Here is a 19,164-nt window from a genome sequence, read left to right as displayed (position 1 = left end):
CCCCCACCCCGTACACCGTCCCCACGGGCAACAGCAGCCACCCCCACACATCCCCCTCCGCACTGACGCGGGCGAGAACCGCCAGGACGATCACCGGCGCACACAGCAGCGCCGCCGCCACCATCCCCCCGAGGATGGACACGAACGCCAGCCCGCTCTGCCCGGGAGCCACGTTCTTGTAGCCCTCCTGAGGGATGGAGTACGGATAGCGGGCCGACGTCCACGCCCCGGTCGCCAGCATCGCGCCGAGCAGCGCGAAGGACAGCCCCAGCACCTCCGGCAGCCGCTCCCACTCGCCCAGCATGGCCGTGGTCAGGACGGTGACGAACGCGGCGTACGGCAAGGTGATCACCAGCAGGGCCAGCGCCCGCCCGCGCAGCTCGACGTACGCGTCCCGCGTCGACGACACGGTCATCGCGACGATCCAGAACGCGGACGTGTCCTGCCCGAACTGGTTGTACATCTGGATGCCGAGCATCCCGGCCGCGAAGCACGCGAAGTAGATCGACCCGGTACCCTGCAACGCGTTGAACACCGGCACGATCAGCCCGATGGCCAGCGACGTCACCCACGCCGCCTTGGTCTTCGGGTCCCGCCACACATAGCGCAGGCTGCGCTCCATCACCGTCCCGGTCCGCCCGCCCGGCAGCAGCCGCGCGAGCCCGCTCGCCGACCGGTCCCGTACGGACTTCTCGCTCGCCGCCCGGAGGGTGGAGCCGTCCGGCGCCGTCATCAGCCGGTTCAGATGCCGCGCCCAGAGCGCGACCAGGGCGGCCACCGCCGCCACACCGAGCCCGAGCTGAAGCGCCGCCGTGCCGTACGCCCCCTCGCTCACCGCGTCCACCGCGCCGACCGCCGACGCGGGCGGGAGCCAGCGCAGTACGTCCGCCGCCGGGCCGAGCTGCCCCAGCCCCGCGCTGCCCAGCCGCTGCACCCCGAAGTTGACGAACTGCGCCCCGACCGCGATCACCAGCCCGCTCAGCACCGCCAGATCGCGGCCCTTGCGGCTGGTCAGCAGCCGGATGTTGGCGGCGGCGACGGCCCGCGCGAGCGCCACGCACACCAGCAGCCCCACCCCGATCGCGGGCACGGCGACGACGTACGCCGCCGGACCGTGCGCCACCGCGATCACCGAGCCGGTCAGCAGCAGCAGCGTGAACAGCGGCCCGATGCCCACCAGCGACGACACCAGCAGCGCCCGCACCAGCGGCCGGGTGCGCAGCGGCAGCATCACCAGCCGGGTCGGGTCCAGCGTCTCGTCACCGCCGGGGAAGAACAGCGGCATCACCGCCCAGCCAAGACCCAGCACGGCCACCAGCAGCACCACCACCGAGTCGGCGTGGGCGTGCCCGCGCAACGCGATCAGCCCGAGCAACTGGAGCGCGGCGAACAGCAGCGCCACGACCGCCGACAAGATGAACGCGGCCCGCCGCCCCCCGGACTGCCGCAGCCCATTGCGCAACAGCGACAGCTTCAGCCGTACGAAGGTGGAGGTCAGGGCCGTCACCGGGCGCCGCCGCCCAGCCAGTCCAGGTCGGAGGCGGCGTCCTTGCCGCCCGCCCCCACCAGTTCCAGGAACGCCTGCTGAAGCGTCGGGGCGGTCCCGCGCACCTCGGCCAGCGGGCCCCGCGCCCGGATCCGCCCGGCGGCCATCACCGCGACCCAGTCGCACAGCGACTCCACCAGCTCCATCACATGCGAGGAGAAGACGACCGTCGCGCCGGAGGCGGTGTAGCGCTCCAGGACGCCCCGGATGGTCTGCGCCGAGACCGGGTCCACGCCCTCGAACGGCTCGTCCAGGAACAGCACCTCGGGGTTGTGCAGCAGCGCCGAGGCGAGTCCGATCTTCTTGCGCATCCCGGTCGAGTAGTCCACGACCAGTTTGTGCTGCGCGCCCGCGAGATCGAGCACGTCGAGCAACTGGCCGGCCCGCTTGTCGACCTCGTCCCCCGGCAGCCCGCGCAGCCGTCCCGTGTAGGCGAGGAGTTCGCGGCCCGACAGGCGCTCGAAGAGCCGCAGCCCCTCCGGCAGCACCCCGATGCGGGCCTTGACCTCCACCGGATCCCGCCACACATCGTGCCCGACGATCTCCACGGACCCCTGGTCGGGCCGCAGCAGCCCGGTCACCATCGACAGCGTGGTGGTCTTCCCGGCCCCATTGGGCCCCACCAGCCCGATGAACTTCCCGGCAGGCAGATCGAGATCGATCCCCCCAACGGCAATCTGGTCCCCGAACCGCTTCCAAAGACCGACAATCCGAACAGCAGAGGTCATGCCTCGCACCCTACGTGCACTTATCCGCCCCGATAGGGGCGCGGGACCGTGCTCGATATCCGGCTCCGCCGCGCGGGCGCGACCAGCCACAACGCAACGAAAGCCGCAATACATCATCAACCAGGCAAACGAGAGGCGGCCATCCACCAGGGACAGCCGCCTCTGAAGATCAACCAGGTAGAGGAAAACGCGTTACCGATCCCGCCCACACGCATACGCCAACGCCGAGATCAACTCCTCCGCATCCGGCAGCCACCGATTCGCCGGAGTCGGGCGGCAAGCCCACTGCACGGCCCCCCGCGATCCGAACCGGGTGGGCGGCGCGGCCACGTACTCGCCCTCGCCCAGCGCCACCAGGTCCAGGGACGACGGCAACCACCCCAGCTTGCGCACCAGATCCGGCACCTTCGCCGCGCCGCCGGGCAGCACCAGGAACCGCATCCGCCGATCCGGCGTCAAGGTCACCGGCCCCAGCGTCAACTGCATCCGCTCCATCCGCGCCAGCGCCAGGAACCCCGCCGTCTCCGGGACGGAGAGCGCGTCGAAGGTGCGGCCGGTCGGCAGCAGGATCGACGCGGTCGGCTGTTTCTGCCACATCCGGCGGGCGACGGTCGCGCTGCCGGTCGCCTGGCTCGCCCAGTCGGGGCGCGCGGGGTGCGCACCCGGCGCATCGCACGCGAGGTCGGCACATGAGCAGCGCTGTACCCCGTCGACGTCTTCCAGCCAGGTGCCGGGGAACACGTCCCAGTGGCGTTCCTCTGCATAGCGGACGGCGGTCTCCAGCAGTGATTCCCCACGCTGTTGCGGGATTTCTGCGGCTTTGGTGCCCGGGATCGTATCTTCCACGTTCAACACAACTACCAGGCTAATCGCGGGTTACGGCCGTTTCGCGCGCCGGGGAGGGGCATCGGTCCGGCGTCCGGGGCGCATCGGTGCACAGTTGGGGGCGCGCGGGAGGATCCGCGGCGGGGCCTGGGTAGCCAGATGTGGGGTGCCATCCGCTTTTACCCCGGCAATACTCGCATGTCTCGCATTAGCGGTATGTCCACGGGGCATTGATCTTCACGGCCGGAAATTTTCGAGAACCGGTCAGGAAATCACGTCAACCAGGTGCGCGGGCAAGCACCGTTGTCGCCAGAAAGCAGGGGGTAGGCCCATGGCCGCTAGGCCGCTCGTCGCGCGGCAGCCCAATGAACGGCTGCAAGCGCTCATCCAGGAAGCGGGCTGCTCGAACGCAGGGCTGGCCCGCAGGGTCAACATGTGCGGCGCCGAGCACGGACTCGACCTGCGCTACGACAAGACGTCCGTGGCCCGCTGGCTGCGTGGACAGCAGCCGCGGGGCCGGGCCCCGGCGATCATCGCCGAGGCACTCGGCCGCAAGCTCGGCCGTACGGTCACGATCGACGAGATCGGCATGGCCAACGGCAAGAACCTCGCCTCGGGTGTCGGTCTCCAGTTCTCGCCGACGGTACTGGGGGCCATCGAGCAGGTCTGCGAGCTGTGGCGCAGCGACGTGGGGCGCCGGGACTTCCTGTCCGGCTCCTCCGTCGCCGCCTCGGCGCTGGTCGAACCCAGCCGGGACTGGCTGATCTCCTCGCCGGACACCCAGGTCGCCCGCTCGGCGGGCCCGCGCGTGGGCCTGTCCGACGTGGCCGCCGTACGGGCCATGACCCAGGCCCTCGTGGGCCTCGACCACCAGTACGGGAGCGGGCATGTGCGCCCGGTCGTCGTGCACTACCTCAACAGCGTGGTCTCCGGGCTGCTGGCCGGCTCCTACCGGGAGGCGGTCGGACGGGAACTGTTCGCCGCGGTCGCCCGGTTGACCGAGCTGGCCGGGTACATGGCCGTCGACACCGGCCAGCCGGGGCTCGCCCAGCGCTACTACATCCAGGCGCTGCGGCTCGCCCAGGCCGCGGGCGACCGCGGGTACGGCGGCTATGTGCTGGCCGCGTCCATGAGCCATCTCGCCGCCCAGCTCGGAAACCCGCGCGAGATCTCCCAGTTGGCGCGCGCGGCGCAGGAAGGGGCGCGCGGGCAGGTCACCCCGCGCGCGGAGGCGATGTTCCACGCCGCCGAGGCACGCGGGCACGCCCTGCTCGGCGACGCGCGCTCCGCCCAGGCCGTGTCCGGGCGGGCCGTCGACGCCATGGAGCGGGCCGAACCGGAGTCCGGTGACGACCCGGTGTGGATCGCGCACTTCGACGAGGCGTATCTCTCCGACGAGTTGGCGCACTGCCACCGCGACCTCGGCCAGGCCGACGCCGCGGCCCGGTGCGCCCAGGAGTCCCTCGCCGGGCACCCGCCGGGGCGGGCGCGCCGCCGGGCCATCGGCTATGTGCTGCTGGCCACCGCACAGGTGCAGAAGCGGGAGATCGAGGAGGCGTGCAGTACCGGGCTCAAAGCCGTGGAACTGCTCGGGTCGCTGCGCTCCAACCGGGGCGCCGAATACCTGGAGGACTTCCAGCAGCGGCTGGAGCCGTACCAGGAGGAGCCGGTCGTCAGGGAGTTCGGGGCCCGGCTGGATCTTCAGCAGGCCGCGTGACGGACCGCGTGGACGGAGCCCCGCGCGGGCGTGCGACGCGCGGGGAACGCGGGCTTCCCGAACGGGAGGTGACGGCACCGGCCCGGCGGGGGCCGGTCGGGTAACGCCGGTCACAGGGCGGCAGGTCACGTCCTGTGCTGCGTGGCACCGGGCTCTGGGGACCCGGTAGCGTGAGCCGACGATCCCGAAGGTCCCCCATTCGTAGGAGTCCCGGTGACGCAGAGTGGACAGGGCGAGGAGCCCTCGGCGCGGCCCGCGCGCGAAGGCATCGTGCTGCCCTCGGACGGCGGTGAGCCCCTGCTCCCGGGCGCGCTGAACCAGCCGGGGGGTCCCGCGCCCGTCCCGCCCGGGGCCGCGATACCCGCTTCGGCGCCGCAGGGCGCCCAGGCATGGGACCAGCCATGGGGCCCGGACCGCCCGACGGCCCCACCGGCCGACCAGCCCTGGCAGCCGCAGCAGCCGCAGCACTCTCAGCAGCCCCACCCTTCCCAGCAGACTTCGCAGCCGCAGGGCCCGCAGCCCGGCCAGGGCGGGCAGTGGGGCGGCGACGCCCAGCCGGACCCCGGCCCGTGGACCGCCCTGACGGTCCCTTCCGCCCCGCCGGCGCAGCACCCCGGCCCGCTTCCCGGCCCGCTTCCGCCGGAGGGCGCGCAGACGTACGGCGGCAACACGTACGGCGGTCAGGGGTACGGCGGCGAGCCGTCGCCGTACGGCGGTGGACCGGCGCCGCAGGGAGGCGGCGGGGCGTCCTACGGTGGTCCCCACCCCGGCTACGGCGACGGCTCCGCGTACGGCGGCGATGGCTCCGCGTACGGCGGCGGCCCCGCCTACCAGGCACAGGGGCCGTACGCCGCCCCGGGCCCGCAGGCTGTTCCACCGCCCGCCCAGCCGCCCGCCCCTGATCACGCGCTGCCGCCCGCGCAGGAGCCGGCGACGCAGTATCTGCCGCCGGTGCCGGCCGGGCCGGGAGGGGCTTCTCAGCTGCCGCCGGGTCCGGGCCATGCCGCCGCTTCGATGCCGCCCGGTGACGAGGGGGCGACGCAGTTCATCCCGCCGGTTCCGGCGGCTCCGATGGGGCCGGGCGGCGATTCGGCCGCCGCGGCGACGCAGTTCCTGCCGCCGGTCGGGCCGGGGGCGCTGCCGCCCGAGGTACCGGCGGGCGGGGCACCGGCCGAGCGGCCGGGGGAGACGACGACGTATCTGGGCACCGCTCCGCGGCAGCAGCCGCCGGGCGGTGGGGGGCCCGACGCGGAGGCCACGCAGTTCATTCCGCCGGTCACCGACGGCGGGGGCCCGGCGGGACCGCCGGCCGAGTTCGCGGGGCTCTTCCGGGACGAGCCGGGCGACAGCCCCGCCGCGTCCACCCAGCAGATGCCCCGCTTCCAGCAGCCGCAGCATGCCGGGCCGGGTGGTCCCGCCGGTCCGGGGCGTCCGGGTCCGGCGGCGGTGTCGTACGACGGGTCCGGCGGCCGGGGCAGGCGGGCCGGGCGGGACGGCGGGGGGCGCCGGGGCGGTCGTACGGGCTCGAAGGTGCCGTTGTTCGCGGCGGTCGGGGTCGCGATCGCGGTCGTCGGGGTCGGCGCGGGCGCGCTGATGGGTGCCGGCGGCGGCGGTGGCGACAGCGCGCCGAAGACGGTGTCGGCGACCGCGCCCGCGACGGACGAGGAGTCGGCGTCGGCGTCGGCCTCGCCATCCGCGGATCCGGCTCAGGCCCAGGCCGTGGAGCTGGACAAGCTGCTCGCGGACAGCGGCGCCAGCCGGACCGCGGTGATCAACGCGGTCGCGGACGTGAAGGCGTGCAAGAACCTCGCCGCGGCGGCCACGGATCTGCGGGACGCGGCCAATCAGCGCACCGATCTGGTCACGAAGCTGGCCGCGCTGTCCGTCGACCGGCTGCCGGACCAGTCCGCGCTGACCACCGCGCTCACCAAGGCGTGGCAGGCGTCGGCGTCCGCCGACAACCACTACGCCTCCTGGGCCGACCAGGTCGCCGGGGACAAGAAGTCCTGTTCCAAGGGACAGGCCAAGTCCACCGACCAGACGCAGGCCGGCAATGAGGCGAGCGGTACGGCGACCGCCGAGAAGGAGAAGGCGGCGGCGCTGTGGAACACGATCGCCAAGCAGTACGGGCTGACCGAGCGGACCCCGACCCAGCTGTGACAGCGGGGCCGGGGGTGCCGTTCGCCACGGTCGGGTACGGCTCGGGCAGGGCTCGGGTGCGGCTCAGCTCGTCTCGGCGTTGGACAGGGTCGCGGTCACGTCGATGAAGCCGTCGCGGGCCGCGACCAGCTGGCCCTCGCGCACCACCTGGAGCGTCGCGTTGGCGTTGACCAGGCGCGGGAAGCCGACCTTGCCCAGCTTGTCGGAGAACTGCCAGCGCAGCTGGGGGGTCAGCCCACCGGTGTCGATCTTCATGCCGGAGTCCAGCGCGTGGCGCACGGTGTCGGCGTTCACCTCGCCGCCGCCGATCTCGTCGACCACCGCCTTGAACACGGTGTAGGCGATCCAGGTGGTCTGCACGCCCGCGTCGGTCGGGTCGATCCGGGTGTCGGTGAACGCCTGCTCGCTGATCACCTTCTTCATCGCGTCCCAGCGCTTGTCGGTCGCCCCGGGGTACCAGCTGGTGACGTACGACCCCTCGTAGGGGCCGGACGCGCCGCCGGAGGCGTCTATCACGGTCTGGTCGACGCTGCCGAGCACGGTGCCGGTGGCCACGTCCGGGTAGTCCTCGCGGACCCGGCGGAAGGAGTCCATGAAGGTGCTGGTGCGGTCGCCGAGGGCGGGCACCACACAGCCGGTGCCGAGGTCGTCGGCGGTGGCCTGTTCCAGTGCCTGCCGGGAGGCGGTGGCGTACGCGGTGGCGTCCTCCGGAGCGCGCACATCGCCGGCGTCGTCGCGCTCGCCGGCGGTCAGGCCCGCGTTGAGCAGGGGCGGCAGTTCGTCGCCGGCGATGGTGTCGGGACGTACCAGGACGGTGGTGTCGCACTCCTTCGCCAGCTCGTTGCCGAGTCCGGCGAGCAGTACCGGCTGGCCGCCGTTGACGGGGTAGGAGAGCGGGGAGGTGAACTCGTCGCTGGTGGTGCCGTAGCCGCCTATGTAGGGGATGCCGGAGCCCTCCAGGATGGGGAAGAAGGAGTCGGCGTGCTGGCTGTAGGAGCCGATCACGGCGACCGCCCCCTCCTTGACCGCGCGCCGGGCGCAGGCGGCGGCGCCGACGCTGTCGTTGTTGTCGTTGCAGGTCAGTACGCGTAGCTTGCGACCGCCGAGGCCGCCGTTGGCGTTGATCCAGCGGGCGTAGGCGCTGGCGAAGGCGGGCATGCCCGGTTTGTTGGTCGCGTCGGTCTGTTCCGGGGCCCAGGTCATCACGGTGATCTCGTCGGTGCCGTCGCCGCCGGAGAGGCCGGGGATGGCACCGCAGCCCACGGTGAGCGAGGCACACGCCACCAGGGCGGCTGCCGCGCGGACACCGGCTCTGGCTGAGGAGAGAGGTGAGGCGAGAGGTGCGGCGAGTGAGGCGGGGGGAAAGGTGCTTCGGGGGAGACGCCTGCCGGTCATGGATCCGCACGATTCCGCCACACCACTAACCAGGGCGTGACCCGTGGTCAATATGTGGTGACGCGCGGGTGAATTACGGGGGGCGGTTCGGGGCTGTGGGCGAGGAACGTACGATCGGTGACCGTGCAAGGTTCGGAGAACACTTCCCGTCGCGCCCGTCGCTACTCCACCATGGGCGGCATGCCGCTCAACGACATGCCGTGGTGGCGCTGGCGCACCAATGTGCGCTCCGCGCTGCACATGCTCTCCGACCCCGTCTTCCAGCGGGACGTCTGGCTGGCCGGGGTCGAGGGGTACGGGGACGTCACCGACGCCGTGTACCGCCTGGTCGAGGACACCTGGCTGGACAACTGGTCCGCCGAGAAATACGTCGGCACGATATTCCGTGACTCACAGGAAGCGGCGCTGGTCGACACGGCCGTGCTGCGGGTGCTGCGGATCATGCACCAGGTCGGCCCGGACGCCCCCGTCTCCTCCTACGTCGAGCATCCCTCCTGGCCGGAGGCGCTGCGGGCGGCGCGCGACGCGCATGTACGGATGGCCGTGAGCGACGGCGAGGACCCCGACACGCCGCCGCGCACCCTTGAGGTGCTGCGGATCCTCACCCGGTCGGCGTGAGCCCGCCGGAGCCTTCCGGCGTTCCGGTACCCGGACGCCTGCGCTGTGGCCGGTGGTGTATGGGACCCTGTGCTGCATGAACGAGCAGCCCCCCAGCCGAGCCGCGGCGCCCGCCGATCAGTACGTCCTCACTCTCTCCTGCCCGGACAAACAGGGCATTGTGCACGCCGTGTCGAGCTATCTCTTCATGACCGGCTGCAACATCGAGGACAGCCAGCAGTTCGGTGACCACGACACGGGTCTGTTCTTCATGCGCGTGCACTTCTCGGCGGAGCCGCCGGTGACGGTGGACAAGCTGCGGGCGAGCTTCGCGGCGATCGGGGACTCCTTCCAGATGGACTGGCAGATCCACCGGGCCGACGAGAAGATGCGGGTCGTGCTCATGGTCAGCAGGTTCGGGCACTGCCTGAACGACCTGCTGTTCCGGGCGCGGACCGGGGCGCTGCCGGTGGAGATCGCCGCGGTGGTGTCCAACCACACCGACTTCGCCGAGCTGGTGTCCTCGTACGGCATTCCCTTCCACCACATTCCGGTGACCCGGGACACCAAGGCGGAGGCGGAGGCGCGGGTGCTGGAGATCGTCCGCGAGGAGGGCGTGGAGCTGGTGGTGCTGGCCCGCTACATGCAGGTCCTGTCCGACGATCTCTGCAAGCAGCTGAACGGGCGGATCATCAACATCCACCACTCCTTCCTGCCGAGCTTCAAGGGCGCGAAGCCGTATCACCAGGCGCATGCGCGGGGCGTGAAGCTGATCGGCGCGACGGCCCACTATGTGACCGCCGATCTCGACGAGGGGCCGATCATCGAGCAGGAGGTCGAGCGGGTGGGGCACGATGTCACGCCCGATCAGCTGGTGGCGGTGGGACGTGACGTGGAGTGCCAGGCGCTGGCGCGGGCCGTGAAGTGGCATGCGGAGCGGCGGATTCTGGTCAATGGGCGACGGACGGTTGTGTTCGCCTAGGGGGCTGTGGCTGCGATCCGCCCCAGCTGCGGGCAGTCGTGCCGCTGGGGCGGCACGGGTGGGCGCAGCGGGACCCCGTCGGCGCGGGTGAGCGATACGCCCCCGCCCGCACCCCCCACTTCCCGCACGCTGCTCACAACCTGCTCAACCCCGCCGTGGCGAACAGCACTTCCCTGATCGCCGCGCGGTCGCCCAACTGGCCCGCCACCGCTTCCTCCGGCGGGACACGGCCCGCGGCGAGGTGGCAGAACTCGACGCCGTCGAGGGCGACATGGGCCACCTCGTGCTCGGTGGAGCCGACCGCGCCGGGGGAGTCGAGCGGGATCATCCACTCACCGCCGCCCAGGCCCTCGATCTCCAGCCGCAGGCTACGGCCCGGCTCGCCCGCCGTGACGAGATGGCGGCCGGAGTCGCCGGGCGGCGCCGACAGCCCGGCCTGGCGCCGCGCCGCGAGGGCACTCGGCAGCATCCGGACCGCGAGGTCGATCATGCCGTGCAGATAGCGGGGCGACGGCGGGTCGTACGGATAGTCCACGGCCTCCGCGATGTCCTCGGCGTGCACCCAGCACTCGAACGCCCGGTCGGTCATCGCGTCATGCAGCGGCAGCACGAAGTCGCCGTACGACACCGCCAGCTTCCCGGCGCCGCCACCGGTGAACGCCGCCGTCCGCACGATGCCGTGCACCTGCTCCCGCCAGGGCCCGCGCACCGACCGGGTCGGCGGGAAATGGGACGCCCGCCAGTACGCCTCCGTACGCGCCGCCGGGGTCGTGACGCCCTCCGGCGCCGTGCCCAGCGGGTCCTTCAGGCCGAGGGCGAGGGCGATCAGGCCGTCCACCGCCAGGAGATGCGCGATCACGCCCGCGACCGTGGTCCGCCGGCTCGTCGCCTCCGTGCCGTCGAACCAGCGCAGCCGTACCGGCGCGTGCCATTCCGCGTCCCCGAAGTCCTGGAGCAGGGCGTCCAGCCGCGCCGCCTCGGCGTCGTACGGCTTCGCCCAGGGCGGCACCGGGATGCGCGGCGGGCGCCGGTCGAGGCAGTGGTCGAGGACGCGGGTGCGCAGCGCGGGGTCCAGGTCGAGGGTCTCGGGCGGGTGCAGCAGCCCGACCGCCCCGCGCAGCCGCAGCGCCTCGTCGGCGCAGGTGCCGCACGTGCCGAGATGCTCCTCCACGGCGCCGGCCTCCTGCGGCGAACAGGCGGCCAGCGCCCAGGCGCCGAGCAGCGACTTCAGCACCCGGTGCTCCAGCGCGGGCGGGGCACCGGCCGCGCCCAGATCGGCGAGATCGTCCGGCAACGCCCCGCCGCCATCCTCGACGGAGGCGCGGGGGAGGGGTATGCGTGGGGTGCGGGGCGAGTCGTGATCGGGGTCGGTGGTGGTGGCGGTGGCGGTGGTGCCAGTGGTGGTGGTGGCGGTAGTGGGGTCGGGGTCCGTGCTGGTGTTCGTCGCCGTCCCGTTGTCCGTCTCTGTGCCCGCGCCGACGTTCGTGTCCGCGTCCGTCCCCGCGTCGGTCGCCGCGTCCGTCCCCGTGTCGGTCGCCGTGTCCGCGTCCGTGCCGGTCTTCGGCCGTGTGCCCGCGCCGACGTCCGTGTCCGTGTCCGCCTTCGTCCCGGGGCCCGTCTCCGTCTCCGCGTCCCTGTCGGGCCTCGGTTGCGGGTCTGTGCCTGTCTCGGCGTCCGCCTCCGTGCCGGTGCCCATGTCCGTGCCTGTCTTCGGATGCGTGGTGGTGCCGACGTCCGCGCTCGCGTCCGTTGCCTTGCCCGTGCTGGTGTCCGTCTTCGCTGCCGGGCCCATGCCCATGCCCGCGCCGGTGTCCACGCCCGCGCCGGCGGCAGCGCTCACCTCGGTGTCGCCTGCGGGCACCCCCGGTGAGAACTCGTCGCCGGTCTTCTCCTCCGGCTCGTCGGGGCTCGTGTGGTGGTCCTCGTCGCCGGGTCCGCCGTGTTCGTCGTACGTGCTCATGCCGCACCTCCGTACCCGGGCGGGGCGCCGGGGGAGCCGGCCTCGTGGGCGGTGGCGAGCAGTTGGAGGCCCAGGCGCAGGCGGCGCCGGGCCTCGTCCTCGGTGACGCCGAGGTCGGTCGCGGTCTGGCGGTAGTCGCGGCGCTGGAAGTAGGCCAGCTCCAGGGCGGCCCGCAGGGGCGCGGGCATGGCCTGCACGATGTAGTCGGCGCGGGCGGCGACCGAGGCGCTGCGGACCGTACGCTCCAGCTCCTCCGCCTGCGCAGCGCCGCCCCCGTCCTCGGCGAGCGCGGCCGTACCCGTGGCGCGCAGCCGCTGCACGGCGAGGCGGTGGGTGAGCGCCGCGACCCAGGTGCGCAGCGGGCCCTGTCTGGGGTCGTAGGCGTCGGGGTGCTCCCAGACGTGGGCGAAGACATCGCGGGTGATGCCGTCGGCCGCCCGCTCGTCGCCGACGACGCGGTGTGCGAGGCCGTGCACGAGGGACGCGAAGCGGTCGTACAGCTCGCCCAGGGCCGCGGCCTCGCCGCGTGCGAGCCGCTGCTGCATCTTGCGGTCCCAGCGCAGCGGTGCGCCCTTCTGCCCCATGCGGCCCCCTCCCCGTGCCGGTGTCCGTGCCGTGATCAGCGTGCGCCTGCCTTGCTCTCGAATCTAGTCGGCATGTCTGACAACACACGCCCCTTTGTGGCAACGCGCGCCTTTGACGGGCCGTGGGTGTCCGGCGACCTTTGGTACACCTCACGGCTTCTGTCTCGCCTACCCACCGCCCGAATGATCAGACGCATAACAAATACGATCGAACAGGATCGAAGGCGACTGAAACAAGCCCTTATCGACTGCTTTTCGTTTTCGGTGGGGTGTTTCAGGGAACGGCGGCTGGGCAGCCGTGCGGCAGGGAAGCGTAGCGACGGCTTCCGGTTGTCCGGCGGTCCGGGGGTTCCGGCGAGCGAAGGGCATGGTGGTGGCGTTCAAAGTGACCGGCGAGGAGCACGGCGGATGGATCGTGCTGCGGGTATCGGGCGAACTCGACATGGCGACCTCACCCACGCTGCGGCAACGGGTGCACGACGCGGTCGCCGAGGGTCGGCACCGAGTGGTCGTCGACCTCTCCGACGTGGTGTTCTGCGACTCCAGCGGGGTCGGCGTGCTGATCGCCGCCCGCCGGCTGCTGCGCTCCTGTCAGGGGCGGTTGCGGCTGATCCTGCCCGCCGACGGGATCGGCGCGGGCACGGGCGCGGGCGCCCATGTCAACCGTGTGATCAACGCACTGGGGGTGCGCCGGCTGTTCGACGTCCAGCCCGACCTCGCCACGGCCGTCACGGAGAGCCCGGTCACGGCCTGAGCGCGGGCCGTCGCGGTGCCACACCGTTGTTCCAAAATTCCCTCGGTCTTGGCACAACCGTCGTTTTCCCGCTCCGCGAGCGCCGCTGACGTCGTACGCTCCAGCACGGATGCACCCCACGTGACGTAAGGCGGCCCTAAGAGACATGGTCAGCAGCGAGTACGAGCGCAGGATCGCGGCCCGATTCGCCACCTTCGACCAGGACGGCAACGGCTACATCGACCGTGAGGACTTCAGCGGGGCGGCCAAGGCGCTGCTCACTGAGTTCGGCACGGCGGCCCGCTCCGACAAGGGCCAGGCGCTGTACGCCGGCGCGGAGGCGTTCTGGCAGGGCATGGCCGGGATAGCGGACCGGGACGGAGATCAGCGCATCAGCCGCGAGGAGTTCGTGGGCGGCGCCGTCAAGCGGCTGCGCGACAACCCCGACCGGTTCGCCGAGATCGCCCGCCCCTTCCTGCACACGGCCCTCGCGGTCGCCGACACCGACGGTGACGGCTCGGTCACGGTCGAGGAGACCGCGCGCGTACTGCGCATCCTGGGCGTCCGGGACGAGATGTGCCGCGCCGCCGCCACCGCGCTGGACGCGGACGGGGACGGCCGGGTGGGCGAGGACGAGGTCGTCCACGCGTTCGCCCGCTACTTCACGGTCCCGGAGTAGGGCTCCGCCGCTTTCCCGGTCCCCGAGCACAGCTCCGCTGCTCAGCGGTCCAGGAACAACCCGCGCCGCTTCACGGACCCGGTCCCGGAGTGTGCCCCGCCGCCTCACGGGCCGGGGCGGCCTCCGGGACCCCCGGCACCCCGGCCCGTACCGCTGGCGCAGCTCGTACTTGAGCACACTTGCGCAGTGTCTCGTTGCGCGGAAGGCGTCCACCACCTCCAGCCGCTCCGGCGGCTTGTGCGGTGCCGGCCCTTCCGCGCGCAGATACGAGGCCATGCCGCGGTGAGCCGCCCCGGGTCGCCCCTGCGCAGGAATCCGTCCGCGTCGAAGGCCGCCGCCGACTGTTCCGGGTCCCCGATCCGGATTCCATGCCGGGCGATGGCCTCCCCTCGGCTGTCGCGAGGTTCTCGGGCGTATCGTCCGGGTCGCCTATTGGTGATCACCGGCATCTCGGGCATCCCGTGGCCGTGCGTGAGCCGGACGCCCAGCCCACGCACCACCTCGCGGCCCTGCGCACGCGCGCGTAGCCAGGACGGCCGGCGGGTGACCATGGTGACCCTCTCCTTCGGACGCGGGATCGCCATCTTCGGCGAGGGCGTTGGGTGCTGGCGGGTGCTGGGCGAACTGGCCCGCGAGGCCCGTCGGAACGGGCGCCGGGACGATCCCGCCCTGCGGAGCGGGCTGGGCGTCCTCAACGCCGAGTTCCGCGCGCTGTGGCGGCTCACGCAGTGGAACGTCAGCGCGGCGGAGATGTCCCCGGGCGCGGTGCCGGAGGCCGGCGGCTCGGTCTTCGAGCCGCGGTATACCCACGCCCGCCCGGACCTGTACGACACGGCGGCGGTGGTCCTGGGAGCCGACGCCCTCGACCTGGACCACGTCTGGGCCCTCGGCCGCCTGCCGTCGCTGTCGTACACGAACGCCGCGGGCACGTCCCAGATCCAGCGGAACATCGTCGCCGAGCGGACTGGCCGTGCGGTTTCAACTGACTGGCGATCAGCGCGCGTTGCGTGCCGACGTACGCGGGCTCCTGGAGCGGCGCTTCGGACGCGAGGCCCTGCGGGCGGCCGTCGGGTCGGGTCGGCTGGACCGGAGGCTGTGGCGGGAACTCGGCGAGGCGGGGTTCTTCGCCCTGCGTCTGCCGGAGGCCGACGGCGGGGTCGGACTCGGCCTTCCGGAAGCTGTCCTGGCCTTCGAGGAGGCGGGACGCGCCTTGTGGACCGGACCGCTGATCGCGACCCATCTGGCGGCGGGGGCGGTGCCGGGGGCGGCGAAGCGGGGAGACGGTCGTGACGGCGGTCGACGGGGGGTTGGACAGGGGGAGTGGCTGAGGGAGGCGGATGTGGTGTGTGTGGGCGGTGGTCGGGGCCACCGGGATGTCGGCCGTGCGCGTGGTCGGGGGAGCCCGCCCGGGGGGCCGTGTGCCGGCGCGGTCGGTGGATCCGATGACGCCGTTGCGTCAGGTGCCTGAGGTGCCGCTGAACGACAAGCGGCCGAACGACAAGCGGCCGAACGAGAGGCGGCTGAACGAGAGGCGGCTGAACGAGAGGCGGCCAGCCGCGCCGCGCGGGACGTCCGGGGCGGTGAGCACCGGACCTGCGGCTGCCGCCCCCGCCTCCGCCCCCGTCGGCCCCTGCCCCGGACGCCCCGCCCCGGACGTCCCCGTCGCCGTTCTCCTCGCCTCCGCCGAGCAACTCGGCAGTGCGGGGCGGACCTGTGAGCCTGCCGTGCAACACGCCCGGGTGCGGGAGCAGTTCGGTCGGCCGATCGGGGTGTTTCCGGCGGTGCAGGGTCTGGGCGCGGACATGCTTGCGCGGGTCGAGGTGGCCCGCGCGGCGGTGCGCGTGGCGGCCGACCCGGTGGACATCGCCGCGGCCCGGCTGCTCGCCGACGAGGCGGTCGGCCGGGGCGCCCGCGACTGTCTCCAGGTGCACGGCGGTATGGGCTCCACCTGGGAATCGGAGGTGCGTCTGCATCCGAAGCGGGCCTGGCCGCGGGAGCGTCGGGCGGGCGGGGGAGCCCGGGCGGCGGAGCTGCTCGCCGCGGATCTGGTGGCACCGGCGGGCTGAGAGCGCCCCGTGATGTCGCGGATCGTGGCATCTCGGTGTCACAGAGCGTTGATATCGGGTTGTGTCCTGCGCGGGCCGCGCAACGGCCGGAACGATCGGTCGGCTCGGGTACCTTGTGTGAAATGCGAGGGGTTCCGAGCACGAGCCATACCGGTGTGATTCCTGGGGCAGCCCGGGACCGGGCCGTGCGCGCCGCTGCTCGCAAGGCGGAAGGCCGTCGCGCCCCCGCCGTGTCGCCCCCTCCCGGCGAGCGTCGCACAGTATGCCGCACGGGTACTCCTTCACGCTGGAATATGCCTGAAGCGCTTGTTGGGGCGACAACGCGTCAATCAAGCTGTCCCGTAAGGGATTCACGTTCCGTGAACCTTGCTCAGGCCGTTGTTCTGCGCATGCAGAAAATGGCCACGATCGTGGCCCTCGTGAGGCGTGAGCCTTGGTGTCCGCCGGTTCGGATGGTGTGAGCGGTGCAGGTGCTTCAAATGCAGCTGGAAGTCCGGCCCGACCCCGCGGAGGTGGGGCGAGCCCGGAGGTGGGCCCGTTCGCGGCTCGCCGGCTCGGGGATAGAGGCCGACGAACCGCTCGCGGAGATCCTGGTGCTGCTGGTCTCCGAACTGGTCACCAACGCCGTGGTGCACACCGGCTGTACGGCCGTGCTGAGGCTGTCCCTGCCGTGCGAGGCCGCCGACGCGGCCACGGTCCGCCTGGAGGTGGCGGACAGCAGTGAGCGGGCGCCGGTGCCCCGCTGCGCGGACGGTGAGGAGACAGGAGGCCGCGGGCTCGCCCTGGTCGACGGGCTCGCCGACCGCTGGGGCTGGAGCCGCGAGGGCGACGGCAAGCGCGTGTGGTGCGAACTGGACCGCTGTGAGCGGGCCGAGGCCCGGCTGGCCTGCGGAGGCGGTGTGGGTTACGAGGGCCTCGACGGATTCGAGGGGTTCGACGGGCTGGAAGGGCTGGCCTACGAGGCCGTATGACCCCCGTGGGTCGCGGGAGTGGCCCTGTGTGGGGTGTCTTCCCTGGTGCGTGGCTGGCCCAGGGGGTTGTGCGCCCCGCCGTGCTTCACTGCGCGCCCACGGTAAAACGGGCGTAAGTAGTAAATCCCCGATCGGGTGTTGACGTCACGTGTCCGTTTGATCACGCTTGTGGGTAGCGATTCGCCGTGAGGGGACGGCGAGGGTTTCGGTGACGGGAGCCCTCGGCGAGTGCGGGTCGCCCGTTCGGCGCCGATATTCCTCAGGGCCATGAGGAACCGGGGCGGGAGCGCCGGAAGCCGGACGGCGACGCGCGATGCCGCGCTCGGGCGGGGTGGGGTCCTTCCCTCTCGGGTGCGGCGGGCAGGGGGGTGCGCGTCACCGTCCGGCCTTTTGCCCGGACCTGCGGTTCGGGTCTCTGCTGCCTGTGCTCTGTGCTCTGTGCTCTGTTCTCGGGTCAAGGTGCGATGTCCGGGACCGACGGGTCCGGGGCTTCGGTCCGGGGATCGGCCGGTTGGTCAGAGAACGACCGCCGGTGCCACCGGAGTTCCCGTCCCGCTGGTGAATGCTGTCGGGCGCCGCCGACAGCGGCATCTCGCACCGCCCGGTTTCTCCACAGGCTGTGGACAACTCCTCCAGGCGTCCGGATCGACAGACCGGGCGGGCTAGTGCGGGAACCCGGTCGGCATGGCCCGCCCGTACAACTCGTCGAGACCGATCAGCAGCACCTCGCCACGTGCTGCTGCGGCCCTCAGGGCGTCGCTGAAGCCCGCCGCGCTGAAGCAGGCCAGACCGCAGTGCGATACGTCCATGCCCCGGCCGGCGAGCAGCTCTCGTGCCCGGCCGAGGCGCTCAAGGTGGGGAAGTCCCATGACCGTGCCCCATTTCGCCTCGCCGAGCAGGGCCACCGAAGGACGGTTTCCGCCGGATCCCTGTTCGGCCACGGCGACATCGACCTGGATCTGGCGGCGCTCCTTGGGGTCGGTCACGACTCCGCTGCCCACCTCGCCCAGAGACGTGCTGAGCAGGGAACGCCCGGGGCCCAGCACGTACTCACGGCAGAGCGCCTCGAAGTGGGGGCCGGCCACCTGGGCCGTGAAACGCTCCCCGGACTGCGCCCAGACTTCCCTGGCCTGCCCGCCCTCCAGCCGGGCCCACGCGGGGCGCATGACCGCCTCGTAGAAAGTGATCAGGGGTTCGGTGATGCGGTACTGCGACCTGCCCGCCCGGAAGACATCCGCCTCCCGTGCCAGGAGGTGGCTGTCCTCCAGCACGTTGAGCGGGTGCGAGATGTCGACGGACTTGCGGCCGATGTAGCTCGCGATGCCGCCACGTGTCGTGTTGCCCTGCGCCACAGCGGCCAGCACGGAGTGATAGAGCGCCGGGTCGCGGATGTCGGCCTCCTCGGCCAGGAGATACCTCGCCTCCCGGAAGAGCGGACTGAAGGGTGAGAGGACCGTGCGGCAGATCCACTCGTCGAACTCACCCAGATCCGAGGGGACATCATCCGCGAGGAACTGCCGGCGGTAGGCGGGGGTACCGCCGAGCACCGTGTGCAACCGGGCGGCGAGCGCGGGGGCGGCGGCGATGCCCCAGAAGTCCGCCGCGGCCCGGTATCCGAAGGGCCGTACGACGAGTTCGAGCTGGGCCCGGCCGCGCAGCGGCGCGCTGCTGGCCAGCAGGCCGCCCATGACGGACATGGCGGAACCGCAGAGCAGAAGGCGCAGCCGGCTCTCCTCCCCCTGGTAGCGGTCGATCGCACGCTGGAAGAGCGACGGCAGTTCCGGAGCCACCTTCACGAGGTAGGGGAATTCGTCGATGACGACGAGGAACGGGCCGTCCGGATGCGGCCCGCCCGGCGGCCGACGCCCGGGGCCCGCGGCTCCGAAGAGGTACGAGACCGCGTCGTCCCAGGTGGCGAAGGAGAAGGGGACCGGAGAACCCGTGTACTCGGCCACAGCCGCGCTGAACTGCCGAAGGGACTCCGCCTCGGTCGCCTCCGTGGCACCGAAGTAGAAGCCGCCGCACTGTTCCACGAGCGCCCGCAGGAGGTAGGTCTTGCCCATGCGCCGTCTGCCACTGACGATGCCCAGCATGGCGTGCGGCAGGGGTCGGCTCACGAAGGCGGTGAGGGCGCTCCATTCGGGGCCGCGGTCGAAGACACGTGACGGCTTGGTGAGCCGGGACTGAGGCAGCACGGCGAGACCATTCTTTAGGACTGTAC

General features: G+C 72.3%; 14 protein-coding genes and 3 pseudogenes. 9 read left to right on the top strand and 8 right to left on the bottom strand.

Translation table 11 applies throughout. The features are described 5' to 3' along the window. The 3 genes from ACFXAZ_RS33030 to ACFXAZ_RS33020 all read right to left on the bottom strand — a co-directional run. Positions 1 to 1,507: transporter (locus tag ACFXAZ_RS33030; RefSeq protein ID WP_384598628.1), on the bottom strand; the 1,507-nt coding region annotated here is incomplete at its 3' end. Continuing rightward, on the bottom strand, positions 1,504 to 2,274 hold the full coding sequence (locus tag ACFXAZ_RS33025; RefSeq protein WP_384598627.1) for an ABC transporter ATP-binding protein: 771 nt from the start codon (positions 2,272 to 2,274) through the stop codon (positions 1,504 to 1,506). The genes ACFXAZ_RS33025 and ACFXAZ_RS33030, both read right to left, overlap by 4 nt. A 192-nt stretch (positions 2,275 to 2,466) precedes the next feature. Further along, entirely contained in the window at positions 2,467 to 3,120 is a 654-nt protein-coding gene (locus tag ACFXAZ_RS33020; protein WP_384598636.1) for a bifunctional DNA primase/polymerase, read from the bottom strand. A gap of 310 nt (positions 3,121 to 3,430) precedes the next feature. Between ACFXAZ_RS33020 and ACFXAZ_RS33015 the strand changes: the two genes are divergently transcribed. Next, positions 3,431 to 4,816, top strand: coding sequence for a transcriptional regulator (locus ACFXAZ_RS33015; RefSeq protein ID WP_384598625.1), 1,386 nt, complete (start codon positions 3,431 to 3,433; stop codon positions 4,814 to 4,816). 213 nt (positions 4,817 to 5,029) lie between these two features. Further along, complete coding sequence (locus tag ACFXAZ_RS33010) at positions 5,030 to 6,976, top strand: hypothetical protein (protein WP_384598623.1); 1,947 nt, start codon at positions 5,030 to 5,032, stop codon at positions 6,974 to 6,976. Between the two features lie 63 nt (positions 6,977 to 7,039). On the opposite strand, the gene ACFXAZ_RS33005 is transcribed toward ACFXAZ_RS33010, so the two are convergent. Beyond that, the gene (locus ACFXAZ_RS33005) at positions 7,040 to 8,371 is read right to left on the bottom strand and encodes an ABC transporter substrate-binding protein (RefSeq protein WP_384598621.1); all 1,332 of its coding nucleotides are present in this window, start codon (positions 8,369 to 8,371) and stop codon (positions 7,040 to 7,042) included. Between the two features lie 117 nt (positions 8,372 to 8,488). Between ACFXAZ_RS33005 and ACFXAZ_RS33000 the strand changes: the two genes are divergently transcribed. Both ACFXAZ_RS33000 and purU read left to right on the top strand, forming a co-directional pair. After that, positions 8,489 to 8,989, top strand: a complete 501-nt coding sequence (locus ACFXAZ_RS33000; protein ID WP_384598619.1) for a hypothetical protein — start codon at positions 8,489 to 8,491, stop codon at positions 8,987 to 8,989. Positions 8,990 to 9,065: 76 nt separating this feature from the next. Further along, a complete protein-coding gene (purU, locus tag ACFXAZ_RS32995) occupies positions 9,066 to 9,950 on the top strand; it encodes a formyltetrahydrofolate deformylase (protein ID WP_384598617.1) in 885 nt (294 codons plus the stop codon). Between the two features lie 133 nt (positions 9,951 to 10,083). Here purU and ACFXAZ_RS32990 read toward each other — a convergent pair whose 3' ends face one another. Together ACFXAZ_RS32990 and ACFXAZ_RS32985 are read right to left on the bottom strand one after the other, a co-directional pair. Continuing rightward, on the bottom strand, positions 10,084 to 11,646 hold the full coding sequence (locus ACFXAZ_RS32990; RefSeq protein ID WP_384598634.1) for an MDMPI N domain containing protein: 1,563 nt from the start codon (positions 11,644 to 11,646) through the stop codon (positions 10,084 to 10,086). 260 nt (positions 11,647 to 11,906) lie between these two features. Further along, positions 11,907 to 12,494, bottom strand: a complete 588-nt coding sequence (locus ACFXAZ_RS32985) for a sigma-70 family RNA polymerase sigma factor (RefSeq protein ID WP_384598615.1) — start codon at positions 12,492 to 12,494, stop codon at positions 11,907 to 11,909. 367 nt (positions 12,495 to 12,861) lie between these two features. On the opposite strand from ACFXAZ_RS32985, the gene ACFXAZ_RS32980 reads away from it, so the two are divergent. Both ACFXAZ_RS32980 and ACFXAZ_RS32975 read left to right on the top strand, forming a co-directional pair. Beyond that, positions 12,862 to 13,248 carry an STAS domain-containing protein gene (locus ACFXAZ_RS32980; protein WP_384598613.1) on the top strand — a complete coding sequence of 129 codons (387 nt, stop codon included), beginning with the start codon at positions 12,862 to 12,864 and terminating at the stop codon, positions 13,246 to 13,248. 145 nt (positions 13,249 to 13,393) lie between these two features. Further along, positions 13,394 to 13,906 (top strand): EF-hand domain-containing protein, encoded by a 513-nt coding sequence (locus ACFXAZ_RS32975; protein ID WP_384598611.1) that lies wholly within the window; start codon positions 13,394 to 13,396, stop codon positions 13,904 to 13,906. Positions 13,907 to 14,053: 147 nt separating this feature from the next. On the opposite strand, the pseudogene ACFXAZ_RS32970 reads toward ACFXAZ_RS32975, so the two are convergent. After that, positions 14,054 to 14,406 (bottom strand): annotated as a pseudogene (locus ACFXAZ_RS32970) (hypothetical protein); the annotation flags it as partial. 31 nt (positions 14,407 to 14,437) lie between these two features. On the opposite strand from ACFXAZ_RS32970, the pseudogene ACFXAZ_RS32965 reads away from it, so the two are divergent. The 3 genes and pseudogenes from ACFXAZ_RS32965 to ACFXAZ_RS32955 form a co-directional block, all read left to right on the top strand. Continuing rightward, a pseudogene (locus tag ACFXAZ_RS32965) lies at positions 14,438 to 14,869 on the top strand (acyl-CoA dehydrogenase family protein); the annotation flags it as partial. Positions 14,870 to 14,876: 7 nt separating this feature from the next. Then, positions 14,877 to 15,972 (top strand): annotated as a pseudogene (locus ACFXAZ_RS32960) (acyl-CoA dehydrogenase family protein). A gap of 479 nt (positions 15,973 to 16,451) precedes the next feature. Then, positions 16,452 to 16,943: an ATP-binding protein gene (locus ACFXAZ_RS32955; protein WP_384598609.1), complete on the top strand. Its 492-nt coding sequence runs from the start codon at positions 16,452 to 16,454 to the stop codon at positions 16,941 to 16,943. 662 nt (positions 16,944 to 17,605) lie between these two features. Here the strand turns inward: ACFXAZ_RS32955 and ACFXAZ_RS32950 are convergent. Next, the gene (locus ACFXAZ_RS32950) at positions 17,606 to 19,006 is read right to left on the bottom strand and encodes an ATP-binding protein (protein WP_384598632.1); all 1,401 of its coding nucleotides are present in this window, start codon (positions 19,004 to 19,006) and stop codon (positions 17,606 to 17,608) included. Positions 19,007 to 19,164: the final 158 nt, after the last annotated feature.

The sequence above is a fragment of the Streptomyces sp. NPDC059477 genome, assembly GCF_042749375.1.
Lineage (GTDB): Bacteria > Actinomycetota > Actinomycetes > Streptomycetales > Streptomycetaceae > Streptomyces.
Note: the sequence above shows the minus strand (reverse complement) of the source record. Positions and strands in the feature narration are given on the sequence as shown.